Source organism: Sorangium sp. So ce362 (genome assembly GCF_051519845.1).
GTDB lineage: Bacteria > Myxococcota_A > Polyangia > Polyangiales > Polyangiaceae > Sorangium.
Map to the genome: position 1 here is coordinate 10,666,099 of NZ_CP150332.1, position 19,128 is coordinate 10,685,226.

Here is a 19,128-nt window from a genome sequence, read left to right on the forward strand (position 1 = left end):
CGTCTCGTCCGTGACCTCCGCTCGCTGGCCGCTCGACGTCTTCCGCGCCGGACCGGTCGCCGCGGGCGCGAAGCTGTGGCGCAGCCGTGGCCAGCTCCACGTGACGCTCATCGCCAAGGCCACCTTCGCGATGGTGCCCGGCGGCGACGCGCGGCGGATCGAGCCGCTGGAGGTGATCCGGAGCGAGGCCTACACGCGGGGCCACCCGATGAAGCCGCTCCTCGCGGCGAGCGAGCTCGCGCCGTGGCTGGAGCGCGCGGAGGTGGTGCTCACCGGGCACGCGTGGGCGCCGGGCGGGGCGCCGACGCGGCGGATGCCGGTGCGGCTCGCGGTCCTGCGCGGAACGGCGGCGCTCGTCGACAAGCGCCTCGAGGTCGTGGGCGATCGGGCGGCCTCGATTGTGTCGCCGGCGCCGGAGCCCGAGCCGTTCCTGAAGATGCCGATCGAGTACCAGCGCGCCTGGGGCGGGCCCGGCGATCCGGAGAACCCCTTCGGCGTCGGCGCGTTCGAGGACACGGGCGGCGCGATCGCGCTGCCCAACCTGCTGCCGCCCGGCGGGCGGCGCGCGTCGATCGGGCTCGGGCCCATCCCGTCCATCGTGCCGAGCCGGGCACGCCTGCTCCGCGGCCTGGCGCGCGGGGGGCTGGAGGGGATCGCGTCGATCCCCGAGGATTTCGACTGGTCGTACTTCCAGTCGGCGCCTCTGGATCAGCGGTTCGACCGGGTGCTCGGCGGCGAGGAGATCGTGCTGGAGGGCCTGAGCCCGCGTCACCCGACGCTCGCCACGCGCCTGCCGGCGCTGCGGGCGCTCGCGACGATTCACCTGCCGAACGGCGCGCAGCGGTGGTTGTCGCTCGCGGGCGACATGCTGATCGTGCACTCCGACGCCGAGCGCTGCGCGGTTGTCTTCCGCGGGAGCTTCCAGGTGGCCTCGGAGGAGGCGCTCTCGGCGCTGCGCGTCTCGGTGGGCGTGGAGGTAGGGGGCCAGCCGGTGCCGTGGCCGAGCCTCGCCGAGGTGCTCGCGGGCGCGCCGCTCGCGGAGGCGGCGCCGGAGACCGTGAAGCTGACGGACTGGAGCACGACGGTGACCCTCGCCGACGAGGACATCGTGGACGCGCCGGAGAGCGTGGCGGCCACGCGAGGGCATCCGCTCGGGAGCACGCAGCCGGTCGCGGGCACGCACCCGCTCGAGCGCACGTTCTCGCTCGATGACACGCTGCCGCCGGGGAGCGAGGCGCGCTCACGCGCGGCGCAGGCAGCGCTCCCGCCCGCGGCGCGGATCCGGGGTGAGGGCCATCACGACGCGGTGCACGCGCCGTTTCCGATCGCGCCTGCGGGGGAGCGGGGCGAGCGGGAGAGCGGCGAGCGGGAGAGCGCGCCGTGGGCGGAGCGCAGCGCGACGGCGATCCCGGTGCCCGCGTCGCCGCTGGAGGGCACGGTCGATCTGCGCGTGCCGAGCGCGGCGCCTGCGCCGGATGCGACGCCTGCGCCCGTCGCTGTGCCTGCGCCGGATGCGGCGCCCGCGCCCGTCGCGGCGCCTGAGCCCGTCGCGGCGCCTGCGCCGGATGCAGCGCCTGCGCCCGTCGCGGCGCCCGCGCCCGTCGCGGCGCCTGCGCCGGATGCAGCGCCTGCGCCCGTCGCGGCGCCTGAGCCCGTGCGGAAGCAGGAGCGGCCCGATCTCGTCGGCAGCCTGTACAGGCGCTTCCGCAAGGACTGAGCCGGAACATGGATGGAGGGACCAGCATGTCGGAGGGAGCCGTGGTTCGGGAGCGCGCCGCGTCCGTGCGCGCCGAGGAGTACCTGGGGCCAGCGCACGTGCTGGAGGTCCACGGGCAGACGGTGAGGGTCGAGCTGCCGGAAGGGGAGAGCGCAGAGGCGACGATGGCGCTGGCGATCCCTTACGCAGCAGCGGTGGGCGACGTGCTCCTGGTGATCGGCCGCGGCGCGCGCTTCTATGTCATCGGCGTCCTGCACGGGACGGGCAAGGTGACGCTGGAGCTCCAGGGCGACGTCGACGTCCGCGCCGCAGGCGGGGCGCTGCGGCTCTCCGGAGACCGTGGGGTGGAGCTCCGGGGGCCTGAGGTGGACCTCTACGGCGACAAGGTGCGGGTGTTCGCGGGAGAGCTGGTGCAGAAGGCGGCGTCGCTCTACCAGCGCGTCACGGACCTGTTCAGCCTGCACGCGCGGGAGAGCCACACGGTGGTGGACGGGTCCGCGACGACCAGGGCGCGCCGCGCGACCGTGCTGACCGAGGAGACGATGACGATCAACGGGAAGGAGATCCACCTGGGGTAGCCCCCGAGATGCGCGCGGCGCGCGCGTGGCGGACGTCGATGCGCCGGCAGCGACCCTCGCGGACGGCAACGGTTGCCACGCACATGCCGGCTTGGCGAGGCGGGCCTGCCGCTCACCGCGCTCAGCGCCGGCACCCGCCAAGCAGCCGGGTCCTACAGATTTCCTGGACGGGGGGGAACGTAGTCGGTTCCCCCGTGATCCCACTTGTACTTGTTATCGGACTGCTTGCTACCCAGGTCCACCACGTAGGGCGTGACCCTGCCGTCGGGTTGCTGGACATAGATGAATCCAATGCCCCGCGATCCGCCCGAGAGGTGCTGGTGCGACATATGTCCTTCGGCGGCGCGACGATGCCGGTCATTGAGCTGGCCGAGCGCGAGCTCTCTCAGGATCCGCTCGCCCTCGGGTGACACCCCGACATCGTCCTCGGTGATCCCATTCAGGTACTGCACCGGGTTCATATCCCAGGTGCCAGAGTTGTTCGGGTCGAAGCGAGCGCGCCGGACGACGATGGCCTGAGCGCGCGCGTTCGCCGCGTTTTGCTCGACCGCGAGGGCAGCTTGCAACCCTTGGAGATCTTGCCTGGTACGAGCCTGTTGCCCACTGCCCCGGAAGTGGGCTTCTGTAGCGGCGCTGAGGCGGGCGAGCCTGTCCTTGGCCCAGTCGCGCAGCTGAGGATCAGCGGATCTCATCGCCCTCGCGAGCTCACGCTTCAGGTGGTTAGCCAACCCAACCAGAGCTTGATACTCGATCTCTCCCGGCGACAGCGCCGGGGCAGGCGCAGGCATTGGCGCCGGGGCAGGCGCAGGCATCGGCGCCGGGGCAGGCGCAGGCATTGGCGCCGGGGCCGGGACAGGCGCAGGCATCGGGGCCGGCGCAGGCGCAGGCATCGGGGCCGGCGCAGGCGCAGGCATTGGCGCCGGGGCCGGCGCAGGCATCGGCGCCGGGGCCGGTGGCTGAGAAGCCTCCCCTCCCCAATACCAACGGACCAAGGCTCCGCCGGCACCTCCTACCAGCATGCCCAGGCCCGCGCCGACCGGGCCCGCAACCATCGCCCCCACGACCCCGAGGACGGTCGCGGGGGTCCCCAGGGTCACCGCCGTCTGCGTGGAGGGCAGGTGAGCGGTGACCGAAAGCGTTCTGGTGGCAGCGATTCCCCCACCAGCCGTCGCGCTGTTGCACGGTATCGATGTGCCGCCCGGGCTATTCTGCTTCTTCTTCTTCCTCCCCACGGCTACTCCCCCGCGGCCGCCTCGTCGCGCTCCGGGCCCACCCCCACCCCCTGCACCTCCACCCCGCCCGGCAGCGTCACCCGCACCGCCGCCGCCATCCGCGCGCCCCCCTCGCCCGCGCACAGCGCCTGCCCCACCCCCTTGCCGTGGGTCCTCTCCCCGGCGATCACCGCCCGCCCGTGCGCCCGCAGGCACCCCGCGAACAGCTCCGCCGCCGACGCGGTCCCGCGGTTCACCAGGATCGTCACGGGCACCGCATACGGCCTCTCCTGCCGCGACCGAAACACCATCTCGTCCCCGTCGCCGTCCGTCACCGTCGCCACGACGCTGCCCGCCGGCAGGAAATCCCCCGCGAGCTCCACGAACGCCCGCAGCTCTCCCCCCGGGTTGTCGCGCAGGTCGATCACGAGCTCCCGCATCCCCTCCGCCTCGAGCGCCCGCATCGCCCGGTACACGAGCGCCGGCACGTCCAGCGAGAACACCCGGATCCGGATCCGCCCGATCCCGTCGCCGAGCAGCGCGTGCGCCACGTTCCCTGCGCCGGGGAGCACCGCCTCCGGCGTCGCCGCGCAGGTGTAGAACACGTTCACCGCGCTCGGCACCAGCACCGCGCCCACCGCGTTGTTCCCGGCGTTCCCGGTGGTCGGGCAGGTGAGGTTGATCGCCGGCAGCCCCTCGATGATCACCTTGGCATTGCCGGTCACGTAGGCCCCGACATCCATGTAGAGCGGGTGCGCCACCCCGGGCTCCATCCCGAAGGTCATCGGGATGGTCGTGCCGAGGTTCAGCGCGTTCATCATCGATACCTTCACCTTCACCGAGAAATTCACCGCCATCGCGTTGAGCGCGAAGTTCGGGTACGGAATGGGCACCACCACCGGCCCCACCGGCGTCAGGCACACGTCCGGAAACCCGATGCTCATCCCGGCGCCGTTGTTGCTCGCAGGCAGCATTCTCTCCGCTCCTTCCCCCGCTGTTACCGGGGCGCTCGCGGGGGCGCGTACGCCTCCGCCTCCAGCCGATCGACGTCCGTCCGGCGCGCGCCGAGGAGCTTCGCGCCGGAGAAGCGCGCGCCCCTGTCGCGCAGGTTGTGCAGGTTGGCGCCGCCCAGATCGGCCTCGCTGAAATCCGCCTCCTCCACCTGCGCGTGCGACAGGTTGGCGCGCTCGAGCCGCGCCGAGAGGAAGAGCGCGCCGCGGGCCTCGGCGTGGTCGAGCATGGCGTCCCGCAGGTCGGCGGCGGCGAGGTTCGCGCGCTCGAGATCCGCCCGGGTGAACGTGGCGTACCGGAGCATCGCCTGCGAGAGCTTCGCCCCGCGCAGCGAGGCGCCGCCGAAATACGCGGCCTTCGCCACGACCCTGGCCAGGCTCGCGCCGTCCAGCGCGGCCTCGCGCAGCCTGGCCTGCGTCAGGATGGATCCCTCGAAATCGGCGCCGCGCAGGTTCGCTCTCGAGAAATCGCTGCCCATGAAATCGCAATCGCGGAGGCTCATCCGCTCGAGGTTCGCCTCCATGAAGGCGCAGCGGTGCACGGTGAGGCCGGAGAAGGAGACGGCGCGCAGATCCACGCCGGTGAAATCGACGCGATCGAAGACGGTCTTGTCGAGCACGGCGCCCTCGAGCGCGACCTCGCGCAGGAGCGCCTGCTGGAGCACCGCGCGCGTGAGGTTCGCGCGCGAGAGCCGCGCCCGGTCGAGGATGCAGCGGACGAGGCGCGCGGCCGTGAGATCGGCCCCCTCGAGATCGGCCTCGATGAGGATCACCGACTCCAGATCGCGGCCCGAGAGATCCACGCCGCGGAGGATCGAGCGCGAGAGATCGCAGCCGAGGAAGCTCGCGCCACGGAGGTCCGCGCCGGTGAGATCGCAGTCCGAGAGGATGGAGCGCTCGAGGCGGGCGTCGCGGAGGCTCGCGCCGCGCAGATCGGCGCCGCGCAGCGAGCAGAGGGAGAGGTCGGCGCCCGCGAGGTCGAGCCCGGAGAGGTCCGCGCCTTCGAGGTCGCTCCCGGCGAGGTCCTTGCCCGCGAGCTCGGGCCGGCCGAGCCTGGCCTCGTCGAGGACCACGCCGTGCATGCGTCTCGGGAAGCGCGCGCCGCGGAGATCGGCCCTGACGAAGACCGCGCGATCGAGCTCCGCGCCCTCGAGGTCCGCGCCGCCGAGATCGGCCCCGACGAAGGCGCTGGCCTCGACGCGGGCGCGGGTGAGGCGCGCGCCGCGGAGGTTCGCGCGGGTGAAGGAGGCGCGGGCGACGCGAGCCTCCGTGAGATCCGCGCCCTCGAGGTTGGCGAGGTCGAGGCGCGAACCCGAGAGGGTCGCGCCGGCGAGCCGCGCGCCGGACCAGTCCGAGCCCACCGCCTCGACCTCGGCGATCGTCGCGCCGGAGAGATCGGCGCGGGCGAGGCGCTGGTAAGAGAGCTTCGCCCGGGTGATCCGCGCGCCGGCGAGCCGCGCGCCCTCGAGGGTCGAGCCGAGCACGAGCGCGCCGTCCAGCGCGCAGCCCTCGAGATCCGCCTCGCGCAGGTCGCATTCGACGAAGTGCGCGCCCGAGAGGGCGCTGCCCGCGAGCTGCGCGCCGCGCAGGCTGGTGCGGAGGAACTTGACGCCGGAGAGATCGAGGTTCGTGAGATCCCGGCCCAGGAGGTCGAGGCCGTCGAGGCGGGCGCCGTGGAGCGGCGCGCCGGCGCGGATGCGCTCGAAGAGCTCCTTGGCCGTCTTCATGCGCGCTCCAGGCTGGAGCGCCGCAGGTTCGCCCCCGTGAAATCGCAGCCGGCGGCGCTCGCGCCGTCGAGCCGGGCGCCGTACAGGCTGGAGCCGGCGAAGGAGGCGCCGTCGAGGCGGGCCTTGCCGAGGTCGGCGCCGAAGAGGTCGGCCTGCGCGAGATCGGCGCGCTCGAGGGAGGCCCGGTAGAACCGGCTCTCGCGCAGCACCGCGCAGGCGAAGCGCGCGCCCCGGGCGGAGGCCCCGGAGAGGTGCGCCCGGGGGAGGACGGCGTACCGGAGGTCGGCGCCGTCGAGCTTCGCCCGGAGCAGCGCCGCGCCTTCGCCGCGCGCTTCCACGAGCGTGGCGCGCTCCAGATCGGCGTCGGAGAAGCTCGTGCGCGGCAAGGACGCGCCCGTGAGATCCGCGCCCTTCGCGGACGAGCCCGCGCACATGCACCCGACGAGCGCCGCGCCCCGCAAGGAGGCGCCATCGAGCTTCGCCGCCTGGAGGACGGCGCCCTCGAGGTGGAGCTCGTCCCCGTCGATCTCGCGGAGATCGGCCTCGTCGAGCAGCACGCCGCGCCCGCGCGCCCTGGCCAGGCGGGCGCGCGCGAGCGAGGCGCGGGTGAGGATCGCCTGGTCGAGGGCGGCGCCGCGCAGATCGACGCCCGCGGCGCGCGCGCCGGTGAGGTTGGCCTGGGAGAGATCGGCGCCGGAGAGATCGGCGCCCGAGAGGTTCGCCTCGAACAGCACGGCCCGCGAGAGGTCGGCGCCCGAGAGGTTCGCCCCCGAGAGGTCGGCGCCCGAGAGGAGCGCGCCGGAGAGCTTCGCCCCGGAGAGATCGCGGCCCGAGAGATCCCGCCCCGAGAGGTCCTGCCCCGACAGATCGACGCCGGGGCCGGGCTCGGGCGGCGGCGCCGCGGGCTCACCGGGGAGCCGGTAGCCGGGGACGATCTCGCGGAGGCGGGGCTCGCGAAGCAGCGCGTCGAGGCGCTCGACGCCTTCGAGCTTCGTCCCGCGCGCGGCCGCGTCCTGCTTGAGCTTCTCGACGCGCTCGATGAGCGCGGCGAGCGCGCCCCCCATCGGGACCCGCGGCGTCCCCGCGGGCGTGGCCGGGAGGTAAGCGGCCTGCCGCTGGGCGGGCAGCCGCGCGAGCGCCTGGGCGATGCTGCGGTCGAGGTCCACGCCCTCGGGGGTGCGCAGCGCCCGGAGCTTCGCGACGAGCTGTCGCACGCGCTCCTGCTCGGGCGCGTGGAGCCCGCCGAGCCGCTCCGCGAGGAGCCGGGTCACGGGATCCGCCTCGACCGCCGGCGCCGGCGGCGGCGCGCCGTCGCGGACGAGATCGTAGGCCTCGCGCATCTCCGGCGGGAGATCCTCGAGGCCGCGCGGATCGCGGGCGAGCTGCGCGAGCTCCTCCCGGTACTGCTCGAGCGGCAGCGGCGCGGCCGAGAGCGGCTCGGCGCCGATGACGGCGGCGCGCAGATCGGTGAGGTCGTCCTCGGCCACCTCCGCGTGGCCGCGCCAGGTGAGGGTCACGAGGCCGGCGTCCGGCTCGACGAACAGGGTGTCGAGGCTCATCGCAGCGTCCTGCACGCGGCCCCGCGCGTCCTCGACGACCACGCGGATCCGGAGGCCAGGCAGGCGAAACGAGGCGGTCTGCGCGGCGGGGTGGAGGTGGAGGAGCGTGACCTCCTCGTCGCCGCGCAGGTAGCCCGGGAGGCGTTGATCCGGCGGGGCGGCCTGGAAATAGGTCCAGTCGAAGTCCTCGGCGGTCCACGGGGCGCGCGTCTGCTTGTACGAGGGGCCGTACTCCTTGCCGAGCTTGCGGCGGCGCTCGGGCGCGTCGGGGTGGAGCGGCCCGAAGGGCGCGGGGACCGGGCGGCCCTCGCGCGGCGCCGGGACCATCTGCGATTTCGACCACGTCCCGATCGCGAAGCCCACGGGGTGCTCGCGGGGCAGGTCGCCGGCAGGCGGGCGGCATGCGCCGCGGAGGAGCAGATCGGCGGCCGGCTTCCAGTCGGCGAAATCGCCGGGATAGGTGCATTCGCCCTCGCGCTCGCCGCCTTCGCCCTCGAAGGTCTCGGCCGTGAGCGCTCCCTGGGCCAGCGGGCCCTCCACCGGCGCGAGCGGCTCGCCCGGGCGGAGCGAGAAGCGGCCGCGGACGATGAGGACCACCTCCGGCTGCGGCGGCCTGCGCGAGCAGATCTTTGTGCCGAAGAGGAAGGGCGTGAGATTCCGGGTCTGCATCAGAACAGGTTGATGACGCCGGACATCAGGTTGTACGCCCCGGTGCTCACCGATTCGGCCGACGAGACGCTGGAGCAGATGTTCTTCACGTTGGTGCGGAACTGGGAGAGCTCCTGCCGGTTGGTCAGGTTGAGCTCTGCCTTCGGGCCCATGTTGATCGAGACCCCCGCGGTGAGCGAGACCTCGAGCAGGGCCGCGATCGTCAGCTCGACAAGGCCGCCGATCGTGACCTCCTCGGTGGCGCCGATGGTGATCGACGCCGCGTTGCCGATGGTGATGTCGCTTACATCGCCGATGGTCACCGACTGCACACTGCCGATCGTCGTATCCGAGACCAGCGCGGCGGTCGTCGTGCTGGAGACGGTGCTCGCGGTGGTGTCGTCGCTGACGGTCGTGGCGGTCGTGGTGCTGGAGATCGTCTGCGCGGTGGTCTCGTCGGCGATCGAGGTCGCCGTCGTCTTGCTGGCGATCGTATCAGCCCACGTCTCGTCGAGGATCTGCGGCACCGGGCAGGCGGCGGAGCCGGTGTACGACTCGATCCGCTGCGCCCACGTGGAGCTCAGGCAGGTGGGGTTCGGGCGCTCGGCCGTGGGGGCCTCGGAGCCGGTGACGCTGGTCTGTTTGTTACCGTAGAATCGATCGAACGTGTCGCCGTGGTAGGTGGTGTCGACGTCGCCCTTCTCGGTCTTCTCGGTGACCTTCCATGTGCCGTTGTAGTTCTGGACCCATTCGATGGTTGTGGCGGCGGTCCAGAGATCGGTGGCGTCCTGGATATGGCCGCCGGAGACGTCCCAGCCGGCCTTGTCGTCCTGCCGGCCGAGGACGAGCATGCGGTAGTTGCCCTGGATGACCTCGACCTTGTCGCCGCGCGTGGTGGTGATGCGATTGCCGTCGGAGTGGTCGCGCCAGCCGCCCTTGGAGTGCAGCTTCGCGGTCTCGGCCTGGCGCTCGGCCTCGGGGATGAAGCCCGGGCAGCCGTCGCGCGTGCGGGTGTCGTCGATGAACGACGTGACCAGGGCGGCGAGGTCCTCGCCGCTCGCCTTCGGCGCGCCCGGGTTGGCGGCGAGGCCCGGGTCCTTGACCGCGCCGAGGCGCAGGTAGGAGCCCATCGCCTCGGCCTCGGCCCCGGCGTTGTTGAAGTTCGGGACCTCGATGAGGAGGTACTTCCCGCTGATACCGTCACCCTCGCGCGTACCCATGCGTGCCTCCGCATCGGGTACGGTAACAAGCGAGCCGCGGAGGAGGCGCAAGGATGAACGGGCAGCCGACCGAAACCCTGATGTGCAGCGAGCCGAGCGACGCCCGGCCGTGCGGCGAACCGACGGCCGCGACAGCGCACCGCGCGCCGAGCGCCCTCCAGATCGGCCCGGAGTCGACCGCTGCCCGCATTCGCGAGGCGCCCGGCGCAGGGCCGCCGTGCACGGAGCCGAGCGCGCCCGCGGCGTGCGCAGCGAGACCGGAGGAGGCGCCCGGGCCGGCGGCGGAGACGCCCGGGCCGGGGGCGGAGACGCCCGGGCCGGGGGCGGAAGAGGCCGCTGCGCCGCCGCCTGCGAGCGACGAGGGCGTCGCCGTGGCCCAGGCGCGCGCGCGCGGCGCGGGGCCGGGCGAGGTCTCGCCGTCGCCGAGGGCGAGCGTCTCGGGCTCGAGGGATCTCCCGCCCCCCGCCGGCGGCCTGCCGACGTCGGATCACCTGCCGTTCCCGGCGCTGGATGCGGCGGAATCAGCGCTCCGCGCGGCGCACCTCCGGCCGATCGACCCGCTGCAGGACGCGAGGGCCGCGCTGCAGGACGCGAGGGCCGCGCTCCGGGACCGGGCGCGGCAAAGCCCCGTCCTGCGGCTCGATTCGCCGGATTTCGATTGCGGCCATGTCCGGGTGCGCGAGGTGCGCGGCGCCGAGGCCGTCGGCCAGCTCTTCTCGTTCGACATCGACGTCGTGTGCAGCGACGAGGCCGAGCTCCCGATCGAGCAGGTGCTCGGGGCGACAGCGTCGCTCGTGTTCGAGGTCCAGGGCGCGGACGAACGGACCGTGTACGGGATGATCGCCGCGATCGAGGACGGGCACGAGACCGAGACCGCCTACCGCTCCTACCGGCTCCGGCTCGTGCCGCGGGCGTTCCGCGCGACGCTGGTGGAGCTCCAGCAGGTCTTCCTCGACATCAGCGTGCCGGAGCTCATCCAGCAGAAGCTCGCGATGGTGGGGCTCGGGCCCGACGACGTGATGATGCGCCTCTACCGCGCTCACCCGGACCGGGAGATGATCGTCCAGTACAAGGAGACGGATCTGGCCTTCATCTCGCGGCTCGCCGAGCACCTCGGGATCTCCTTCTTCTTCGAGCACGAGTCGGGGCGCGACGTGATGGTCTTCACCGACGAGCAGACGGGCTTCCAGCCGCTGCCGGGCGGCGACGCGGTGGTGTTCCGGACGCGGGGCGAGCGGCGCGACGTGTTCGAGCTTAAGGAGCAGGCCAGGGCCTTCCCCGCGACGTACGTCATGCAGGAGTACAACTACCGGACTCCCAGGCTCGATCTCACGGGAGCGCACGAGTCGGCGGCGGGCCTCGGGGGCGGGGTCGTCGAGGTCGGCGCCCATCACAAGACGCCGGAGGAGGGCCAGCTGCTGGCGCAGATCCGCGCCGAGGAGCGCGCCTCATCGGGCCGCTATTTCGAGTGCCGGAGCGACGAGCTGCGGCTGATCCCGGGGGCCGTCTTCGCGCTCGAGGGCCACCCGCGGCTCGACGGGCAGCGGTTCCTTGTCGTGGAGGTGGAGCACCGCGCGGCGCAGCCGGTGGCCATCGAGGGCGGGGCCGGGCGCGAGGAGGAGTATGTCAATCGCGCGCGGCTTGTGCGCGCCGAGCAGGCCTATCGCCCCCCGCGGGCGACGCCGCGGCCGAAGATCCACGGGGTGGTGACGGCGCTCGTCGAGCCGCTCCCGGACGGGGAGATCGGGCAGACGTCGCCGATCGACGAGCAGGGGCGCTACCGGGTGCGCTTCCATTTCGACGCGGGGGATCCCGCGTCCCGCGCGTTCCCCTCGCGGCTCGTGCGGATGATCCAGCCGCACGCCGGGCCGAATTACGGCGTCCATTTCCCGCTCAAGCCCGGGATCGAGGTGCTGATGGTCTTCGTGGACGGAGACCCCGATCGGCCGATGATCGTGGGCGCCGCGCCCAACCCGATCACGCCGTCGCCGGTGACCCGGGAGGTGAGCCTGATGCACCGGATCGAGACGTCGACCGGCATCCTCATCGAGATGAGGGACTGCCCGCCGCGAGGATGACGCCGCGCGCGCCCCCGGCGACCCGAGCGGCGCTCAGCGCTTGCGGGTGGCGCGGCTGCTCAGCCGGCTGATCGCGTCGCCCGCGGCCCAGGCGACGCGGGCGGCCGCGTTGAGCGAGCGGACCACCGCCTCGGGCACCTGCGCGATCAGCCGCTCGAGATCGACGGGGCCGTCGATCGACGGCAGGAGCTGCTCCATCAGCTCGGCGAACAGGTCGTACTTGCGCGACAGGTCGTCGAGCCGCGCGCGCATCGCGTCGGCCTCCGGGCCCTCCGCGTCGCCGAGCAGCGCGAGCGCGCGCCGAGCGAGGGAGCGCTTGTCCTGCACCACGCGGCGCAGGCGGCCGAGGTAGGCGCCGACGATCACGTCGGGGTACTTGCCGCGCAGCGCGAACGAGTCGTGCCGCGCGCCCGACTCCCGCCGGCGCTCGATGATCCCGGCCGCCTCGAGGCCGCGCAGGTTCGCGAAGATGTTGCTCTTGGAGCGGCCGAGCTCCTGGCTGAGCTCATCCATCGAGCGCGGCACGTCCGCCAGGTAGAGGGCCGCGACGACCTGCCCTCCGAGCCGCGTGATGCCGGGGAACGAGGCCGCGATCTCGGCGCCGACCCCCTCGAGCAGCGCCTGTCGCGCGGCCGCGACCCGCTCGTCCGAGGCTCGGCCGTCGCCCCCTTCGCTCGCTGCGGGCGGCTGCGGCGGATGCGCGGTCGGCGACGTCGGCCTGCGGGCGGTCATGATGGGTGACTCACATAACGATCTTTCGGGAAAGCGCCAAGCGGCGAGCGTGCCCCGCGCTCCCGGTACGCGCCCCGCATGCGCCCCCTGCGCCGCGTCCCGCGCGCGCCCTACGCGTCCCTGCCCGATTGCCCCGCCGCCGGAGCCCGCTCAGGAATCGTCGGTGCAGAGGCCCGCGAAGCCGCCGCGCGGCTGCCCTTTGAAGATCTCGACCGGGCACCCGCCCCAGCGCGAGACCATCTCGCCCACGTCGACGGCCAGGCTGCTCGACCAGTCCCGCGCCCCGTCGAAGCGGGCCCGGATGATCCCGTTCGGGTCGATGATCCACGTCTCCGGGAAGAGCTGCGTGCCGTACTTGTCCAGCACGACCTTGGACTCGGGGTCGAAGAGGACCGGGAACGGCGGATCCCCGTTCAGGGCCACCTTGAGCGCGTCCCGCACGTCGTCCGGCCCCTCGTCGGTCGAGACCGTGAGGACGACGATATCGTTGCGCGACCGGGCGATCCGACCGAGCTCCGCGAGCGCCGGCATCTCCTCGAGGCACGGGCCGCAGGTCTTGGTCCAGAAGTTCAGGAAGACCGTCTTGCCCCGGAAGGACGACAGGCGGACGGGCTTGCCGTTCATGTCCGGCAGCTCGAAGTCCGGCGCGAGCCGGTCGCGGCCGGCGTACGCGGGGCGCAGCGCACACATGGCCTTGCAGCCGGTGCTGCGCTGGTCATTCTGCGCCGCGTGCACGAAGCCGTACACGGCCACGGCAGCGACGAGGATGAAGAGGATCTGCGCGATTGTCGTCCACTTCACGAGGGTGGCCATAGCCTAGCGCGACGCGGGGTGAAAGCCGGCCGAACCGTCCCGGCGCGACAGAATGTCACCCCGGGCTGGAGAGCAGCCGCTCGAGCCGCTGCTCGTCGACGCGGTATTTCATGATCTTCCGCCCCTCCAGCTCGACAACGGGGACCTCCCAGTCGTACAGCGCTCGCTTCTCCGGGCCGGCCTCGCGGTCCAGGTCGACGACGGCGAGCTCGAACGGGAGGCGGGCGCGCACGCGCTCGAGCGCGGCGTGGGCGTCGTCGCAGAGGTGGCAGCGCTCGCGCGTGAACAGCGTCAGCCTCTTCATCGGCTCCTCCGGGGCGGTGGCCGCCCCGCTCACCCCGCCGCGAGGAGCGGCAGGCTCTGGCGGCGCGGCGGCTCCGGCCGCTTGATCTTCTCGAACGCGCGCTCGTAGTCGCGGAACGAGCCGCCCGCGTGCACCGCCTGCATCAGCGCGCGCCCCTCGGCCTCGCCGCCGGCGGCGAGCACCGCCTCGACCCACGCCCAGCGCGCGCTCGTGGCCCGCACGTCGGCGCGGCCGCGCAGCCCACGGCGGAGCCGGTCGAGCCGCTTGTTCACGACGCCGATCCCCGCGAAGGGCGCGCCGTGGAGCGGCGTGTTGCGCTTCGGGCAGAAGGGCGCGATCCCGAGCGCGACCGGCGCGATCCGGGAGAGCTCCGTGACGAACGCGACGCACTCGTCGACGTCGTCGTCGGTCTCGCCGGGGACGCCGACCATGAGGTACAGCTTGAGCCGGTTCATCCCGTGCTGCCGCGCGAGCTCGGCCGCCCGCTGGAGGTGCTTGGGCCGCGCGCGCCGCTCGAGGGTCTCGCGGACGCGCTCGCTCGTGCCGTCCATCGCCGTCGTGAGCGTCTTGTAGCCCGCGAGCCGCAGCGCGCCGACGAACTCGTCGGTCAGCCGGTCCGGCCGGAGGCTGCTCAGCCCGACCTCGCAGCCCCGCTCGGCGAGCGACCGGACCACCTCGACGATCTTCGGGTGATCGCTGACCGCGGCGCCGACGAGGCCGACGCGCCGCGCGTCCTCGGGGATGAGCTCGAGGAGGCGCTCCTTCGGGACGATGCGCATGCCGCCGTTGGTCGAGCGGCGCATCACGCAGTAGGTGCACCCGCGCGAGCAGCCCCGCTCCGCCTCGATGAGGAACATGTTCGAGAGCTCGGTCTCCTCGGCGCGGATCGGCGACCAGGCGGGCAGGAGCGCGTTGTCGCACTGGGCGACCGGGGGCATCTCCGCGCCGTGGCGCGCGGGGACGAAGACGTGGGGGACGCGCGCCAGCTCGTCGAGCGCCGCCTCGCGCGAGGGGGCCTCCCGCAGCAGGCGGAGCACGTCCACCGCCAGGGTGTCGGCCTCGCCCATGAGGATCGCGTCGGCGAACACCGCGAGCGGCAGCGGGTTCGAGAACGTGAGCGGACCGCCCGCGAGGACGAACGGGTGGCGGCCGTCGCGCTCGTCCCGGAGCGCCGGCAGCCCCGCGAGCTCGAGCAGGCGGACGACCCCGGCGAGCTCGAGCTCGTAGGCCACCGAGAGCGCGATGACCGGAAAGTCGGAGAGCGGGCGGAGCCCCTCGTACGTGACCGGAGCGCTCTCCACGCCGGAGGCGCCCGGGCCCTCGTCGTCCGGCAGGAAGGCGCGCTCGCACGCCATCCCGGGCTCGGCCTGGATCATCTTGTAGATCTGGAGGAAGCCGAGCGAGCTCATGCCAGCCCGGTACGGGGACGGGTAAGACAGCGCGACGCGGAAGGGCGCCTGCTTGTCGATACGACCGATCTCGCTCGCGAGCCGGCGGCGGATCGTTGTCGTCATCGCGCTACGAGACATCGACGGAGCGTCCCTCAGGGGCCGTTCAGGCGCAAGGACGCCCGGTCCGGCGCCGGGCTCGGCGGCTGGCCTGGGCGGGACCAGAGGACGCGCTCGCCGTCGGTCTCCCAGACCAGGGCGCCGCCGCGGTCCATGCGCGCGATCGCCACGCCGCGGGCCGACAGGCGGGAGAGCACCTCGGGGCTCGGGTGCCCGAAGCGGTTGCGGACGCCGCAGGACACGGCGGCGACCGAGGGGTCGACGGCCGCGAGGAGCGCCGCGCCGGTCGAGGTCCGGCTGCCGTGGTGCCCCACCTTGAGCAGGTCGGCGCGGAGCGCGGCGCCGTGATGCGCCACGAGCGCGTCCTCGGTCTCGTGCTCCGCGTCGCCCACGAGCAGCGCGGAACGGGCCCCGTAGGTGATGCGCAGAATGAAGGAGTTGTCGTTGGCCCCGCGGTCGGGGTGGAGGTCGGGGCACGGCGCGAGCACCTCGATCGTCGCCCCGGAGAGCACCCGCGGCCTGCCGCACAGCGAGGCGGGACGCACGATGGACACGCCGCGCCGGCGCAGGTCCGAGAGCAGCCTTGCGTACACGGGGCCCGCGCCCTCGGCCTCGCCCTGGCCGGTGTCCCAGAGCTCGCCGACCTCCACGCCCTCGACCACGGCGGGCAGGCCCCCGAAGTGATCCGGGTGCGGGTGCGAGAGGACGACCGCGTCGAGGCGCGCGCGGCGGCGCGATCGCAAGAGCGGCCGGATGACGCGCGCGCCCGGATCGACCGGGCTGCCCACGAAGCCGCCCGCGTCGACGAGCATCGCGCCGCCCTCGGGCAGGTCGATCAGGATGGCGTCGCCTTGGCCCACGTCGAGGACGTTGACGCGCAGCGCGCCGCGCGGCGCGCCGGCGCGCACGGCGACGACCTCGAGCAGCAGCCACGCGGCGGCGCCGGCCGCGAGCGCGGCGAGCCGGCGGCCGCGCCGCTCCGCGGCCCACGCGAGCGCGATCGCGGCGGCGAGCGCGGCCAGCTGGGCGGGCGACGGCTCGGGCAGGCGCAGCACCGCGCCGGTCTCCGCCGAGGCGCGGGCGACGGCGCGCACCGCGAGCAGCGCGCCCGACCCGACGAGCGCGCACCCGCGCTCGACCGGCGGCGCCCACCAGAGCACCGCGTGCGCGAGGCAGAACGGGAGCGCCGCCAGCTCGCCGATCGGCGCGGCGACCACGTTCGCCGCCACGCCGAGCAGCGGGAACGTCTCGCCGGTCATGAGCAGCAGCGGCGCGCACCCGAACATGGCGGCGAGCGTCGTCGCGAGGGGCGCGAGGAGCTTGCGCGCCAGCGCGCGCGGCGACGCGCCGAGCCCCCCGCCCTCGGCGCCGCCGTCGCCGCGCCCTCGCTCGCCGGGGACGAGCGCCGCGGCGAGCGGCCGCTGCAGCCAGAGCAGCCCGGCTGTCGCGGCCGCGGAGAGGCCGAACGAGAGATCGCACGCGACGAGCGGATCGACCGCGGCGGCGCCCGCGAGCGACAGGGCGAAGTTGCGGACGCCCACCGGACGGAGGCCCAGGAGCCGGGCGCCCATCGCGCAGCTGAGCATCGCCGCGGCGCGCATCGCCGATCCGCCGCCGCCGGCGAAGTCGGCGTAGAGCCACGCGGCCGGCACGCACAGGGCCGCGGTGATGCGGCCCGCGTCCCACCGCGCCGCGATCGGGCCGACGCGGACGAGGATCGCGCGCAGGACCGCGGCGAAGCCCGCCACCGCGAGGATCAGGTGCGTCCCCGACACCGCGAGCAGGTGCGCGAGGCCGCTCTCGCGGAAGGCGTCCTGGTCCTCGGGCGCGAGGTCGGTCTCGCCGAGCACGAGCGCGCGCCCGAGCGCGACAGCGTCGGGGTGGAACGTGGCCTCGATGCGCGCCCGCACGCGGCCCCGCGCGCGGTCGACGGCGGCCCCGATCGATCGCCCCTCCACGGTCCGCCGCGCGTCGACGATCGTCCCGCTCGCGACGATCCCGCTCCGCGCGATCGCGGCGGTCGCGTCGCGGAGCCCCTCGTTGCGGAACAGGTGGATCGGCGCGAGATCCACGACGATCTCGAGCCGGTCTCCGCGCGCGAGATCCAGCGGGGCCCCGTAGAGGCGCGCCCGGAGCGGCCCCGGCAGGGCTCGCCCGCCGCACGTCCCGCCGGTGAGCTCCACGTCGATGCGCGAGGCCGGCGCCTCGCCCGCCTGCCGCTGCGCCGCCCCGACCACGACGGGCGAGCTGACGATCGCGGCCGTCACCTCGCAGCGCGCCGGCGGATGCAGCAGCGCGGCGGCGCCATCGTAGACGCCGCCCGCGCCGTCGAGCAGCGCGCGGGCGCGGAGGCCGCCGGCGACGAGCGCCACCGCGGCGGCGGCGAGCGCCGCGTGGCCGGCCCGACGGCGGAGCGCCGCCGCGGCGAGCGCCGCGCCGAGCGCCGTGGCCAGCGGAGAGAGCGCGAGCGGCGCGCCCGCGGCGAGCGCGAGCCCGAAGAGCAGGACCGGATCGATCACGACCGCACCGCCCCGCAACACCCGGACCGCGCACGTTTCCACGGCTTTTCACGGCGGAGCCGGTCGCCGCGCCCCTGGCGCCGCCATGGCGGTCCGGGGCTCGTCCGTTACCTGATGAATCTGAAAGGCCTCTGGAACGGTCTCTCGATGTAGTGCATGCAACGAGCCGAATCGCTCATCGCGCCGGGCGCGCGTGCATGACCGCACATTCCCCTCTAGAATCATCTGCTCGGCGCGGCGCCTCGCGGCTCGCACCTACATTGCAGTACTTGGAGGCTCTCGATGTCGTTTTGCTCGCCCAGAGTCACCTTGATTCTTGCCCTGGGACTCGCTTCAACAGCGTGCAGCTCGGCCCTGGAGGAGCCCCCTGACGAGATCGGAGAGACGCGTGATGCCATCCAGGACGGTTATCTGGACAGCGGCGACAGGGCCGTCGTGGGCATCTACAACGCTGAGATCGGCGCGATATGTACCGGTAGCCTGATCGCCCCGAACGTGGTGCTGACGGCCCGGCACTGCGTCTCGGACATGGCCAATGAGCTCGACGGCCAGATCACCTGCCGTTCCACGACGTTCACGGATACGCACCTGGCGCGGCGGATCTTCGCGACGACCGACGCCGAGATCGGCACGTCCGCACGCTACTACGGCGGCAGCGAGCTCGTGCTGCTCCCCGGCAGCGGGGCGGACAGGTTCTGCGGCAACGACCAGGCGATCCTGATCCTGGACGAGCTGGTCCCGGAGAGCGAGGCCGTGCCGCTCGTGCCGCGCGTCGATGTGCCGCTCGCCAAGGGCGAGGAGTATTATGCGGTCGGCTTCGGGGCGACGAACGACATGAGCACCGGCGCGGGCCTGCGGCGACGCCGCGACAACCTCTTCATCGACTGCGTGTCCGACGGCTGCCCGGCGTCCGTGGTGAAGCCGACCGAGTGGGTCGGGGACACGGGCATCTGCGAGGGGGACTCGGGCGGGCCCAGCCTCGATCTGATGCACCGCGTGATCGGCGTGACCTCGCGCGGGGCCGAGCGCTGCGAGTATCCGATTTACGGCTATGTGTACGGCTGGGCGGAATGGATCAAGGAGGCGACCCTGCATGCCGCCAGGCTCGGAGGGTACGAGGCGCCCCGCTGGGCGAGCGGCTTCCCCACCGATCCCGTCTACTCGGCGGAGGTCGGCGCCGCCTGCACGCAGCCGGAGCAGTGCTTGACGAACGCTTGCCTCGACGGCTACTGCACCCGCCCGTGCAGCGAGGTCGCGACGTGCCCGAGCGGCTACAGCTGCAACGAAGAGCCCGGCTTCTGCGCGAAGCTCCCGGAGCCGCCGCTCGAGGACGACGGTGCCGATGAGGACGACGCATGGAGCGGGTCGTGCAGCATCCACTCGAGGCCTGACCCGACAAAGCCGGTCCCCTGGCTGCTCGGCGCGGCGGGCCTGGGCGCCGTGGCGGGCCTGCGGCGGCGCCGCCGGGAGCGGCTTGGCTGAAGGGCGGAGCGCGTCTTCTTCT

Annotated in this window: 14 protein-coding genes; 4 read left to right on the plus strand and 10 right to left on the minus strand. The window is 73.7% G+C overall.

From position 1 onward, the window contains the following. Positions 1-10: 10 nt before the first annotated feature. Together WMF17_RS41045 and WMF17_RS41050 are read left to right on the plus strand one after the other, a co-directional pair. A complete protein-coding gene (locus WMF17_RS41045) occupies positions 11-1,717 on the plus strand; it encodes a DUF2169 family type VI secretion system accessory protein (protein WP_437646454.1) in 1,707 nt (568 codons plus the stop codon). Between the two features lie 26 nt (positions 1,718-1,743). Further along, positions 1,744-2,295 (plus strand): DUF3540 domain-containing protein, encoded by a 552-nt coding sequence (locus tag WMF17_RS41050; RefSeq protein WP_437598980.1) that lies wholly within the window; start codon positions 1,744-1,746, stop codon positions 2,293-2,295. A 152-nt stretch (positions 2,296-2,447) separates the two neighbouring features. Here the strand turns inward: WMF17_RS41050 and WMF17_RS41055 are convergent, their stop codons facing one another. The 5 genes from WMF17_RS41055 to WMF17_RS41075 form a co-directional block, all read right to left on the minus strand. Further along, positions 2,448-3,083 (minus strand): hypothetical protein, encoded by a 636-nt coding sequence (locus WMF17_RS41055; protein ID WP_437646455.1) that lies wholly within the window; start codon positions 3,081-3,083, stop codon positions 2,448-2,450. A 446-nt stretch (positions 3,084-3,529) separates the two neighbouring features. Next, a complete protein-coding gene (locus WMF17_RS41060) occupies positions 3,530-4,480 on the minus strand; it encodes a S41 family peptidase (protein WP_437646456.1) in 951 nt (316 codons plus the stop codon). Between the two features lie 23 nt (positions 4,481-4,503). After that, positions 4,504-6,243 carry a pentapeptide repeat-containing protein gene (locus tag WMF17_RS41065; protein WP_437646457.1) on the minus strand — a complete coding sequence of 580 codons (1,740 nt, stop codon included), beginning with the start codon at positions 6,241-6,243 and terminating at the stop codon, positions 4,504-4,506. Beyond that, entirely contained in the window at positions 6,240-8,471 is a 2,232-nt protein-coding gene (locus WMF17_RS41070; protein ID WP_437646458.1) for a DUF2169 family type VI secretion system accessory protein, read from the minus strand. The genes WMF17_RS41065 and WMF17_RS41070 overlap by 4 nt, the downstream gene beginning before the upstream one ends. Continuing rightward, a complete protein-coding gene (locus tag WMF17_RS41075; protein ID WP_437598987.1) occupies positions 8,471-9,670 on the minus strand; it encodes a hypothetical protein in 1,200 nt (399 codons plus the stop codon). The genes WMF17_RS41070 and WMF17_RS41075 overlap by 1 nt, the downstream gene beginning before the upstream one ends. A gap of 53 nt (positions 9,671-9,723) precedes the next feature. Between WMF17_RS41075 and tssI the strand changes: the two genes are divergently transcribed. Beyond that, positions 9,724-11,748 (plus strand): type VI secretion system tip protein TssI/VgrG, encoded by a 2,025-nt coding sequence (tssI, locus tag WMF17_RS41080; protein WP_437646459.1) that lies wholly within the window; start codon positions 9,724-9,726, stop codon positions 11,746-11,748. Positions 11,749-11,781: 33 nt separating this feature from the next. Here the strand turns inward: tssI and WMF17_RS41085 are convergent, their stop codons facing one another. From WMF17_RS41085 to WMF17_RS41105, 5 genes are all read right to left on the minus strand, one after another. After that, positions 11,782-12,480, minus strand: a complete 699-nt coding sequence (locus WMF17_RS41085) for a GbsR/MarR family transcriptional regulator (protein WP_437646460.1) — start codon at positions 12,478-12,480, stop codon at positions 11,782-11,784. A gap of 150 nt (positions 12,481-12,630) precedes the next feature. Then, a complete protein-coding gene (locus WMF17_RS41090; protein WP_437598991.1) occupies positions 12,631-13,281 on the minus strand; it encodes a TlpA family protein disulfide reductase in 651 nt (216 codons plus the stop codon). Positions 13,282-13,348: 67 nt separating this feature from the next. Next, positions 13,349-13,597, minus strand: coding sequence for a glutaredoxin family protein (locus WMF17_RS41095; RefSeq protein ID WP_437598993.1), 249 nt, complete (start codon positions 13,595-13,597; stop codon positions 13,349-13,351). 29 nt (positions 13,598-13,626) lie between these two features. Further along, entirely contained in the window at positions 13,627-15,126 is a 1,500-nt protein-coding gene (locus tag WMF17_RS41100; RefSeq protein ID WP_437598994.1) for a B12-binding domain-containing radical SAM protein, read from the minus strand. A gap of 14 nt (positions 15,127-15,140) precedes the next feature. After that, a complete protein-coding gene (locus WMF17_RS41105) occupies positions 15,141-17,666 on the minus strand; it encodes a DNA internalization-related competence protein ComEC/Rec2 (protein ID WP_437646461.1) in 2,526 nt (841 codons plus the stop codon). 267 nt (positions 17,667-17,933) lie between these two features. On the opposite strand from WMF17_RS41105, the gene WMF17_RS41110 reads away from it, so the two are divergent. Beyond that, positions 17,934-19,106: a trypsin-like serine peptidase gene (locus tag WMF17_RS41110; RefSeq protein ID WP_437646462.1), complete on the plus strand. Its 1,173-nt coding sequence runs from the start codon at positions 17,934-17,936 to the stop codon at positions 19,104-19,106. Positions 19,107-19,128: the final 22 nt, after the last annotated feature.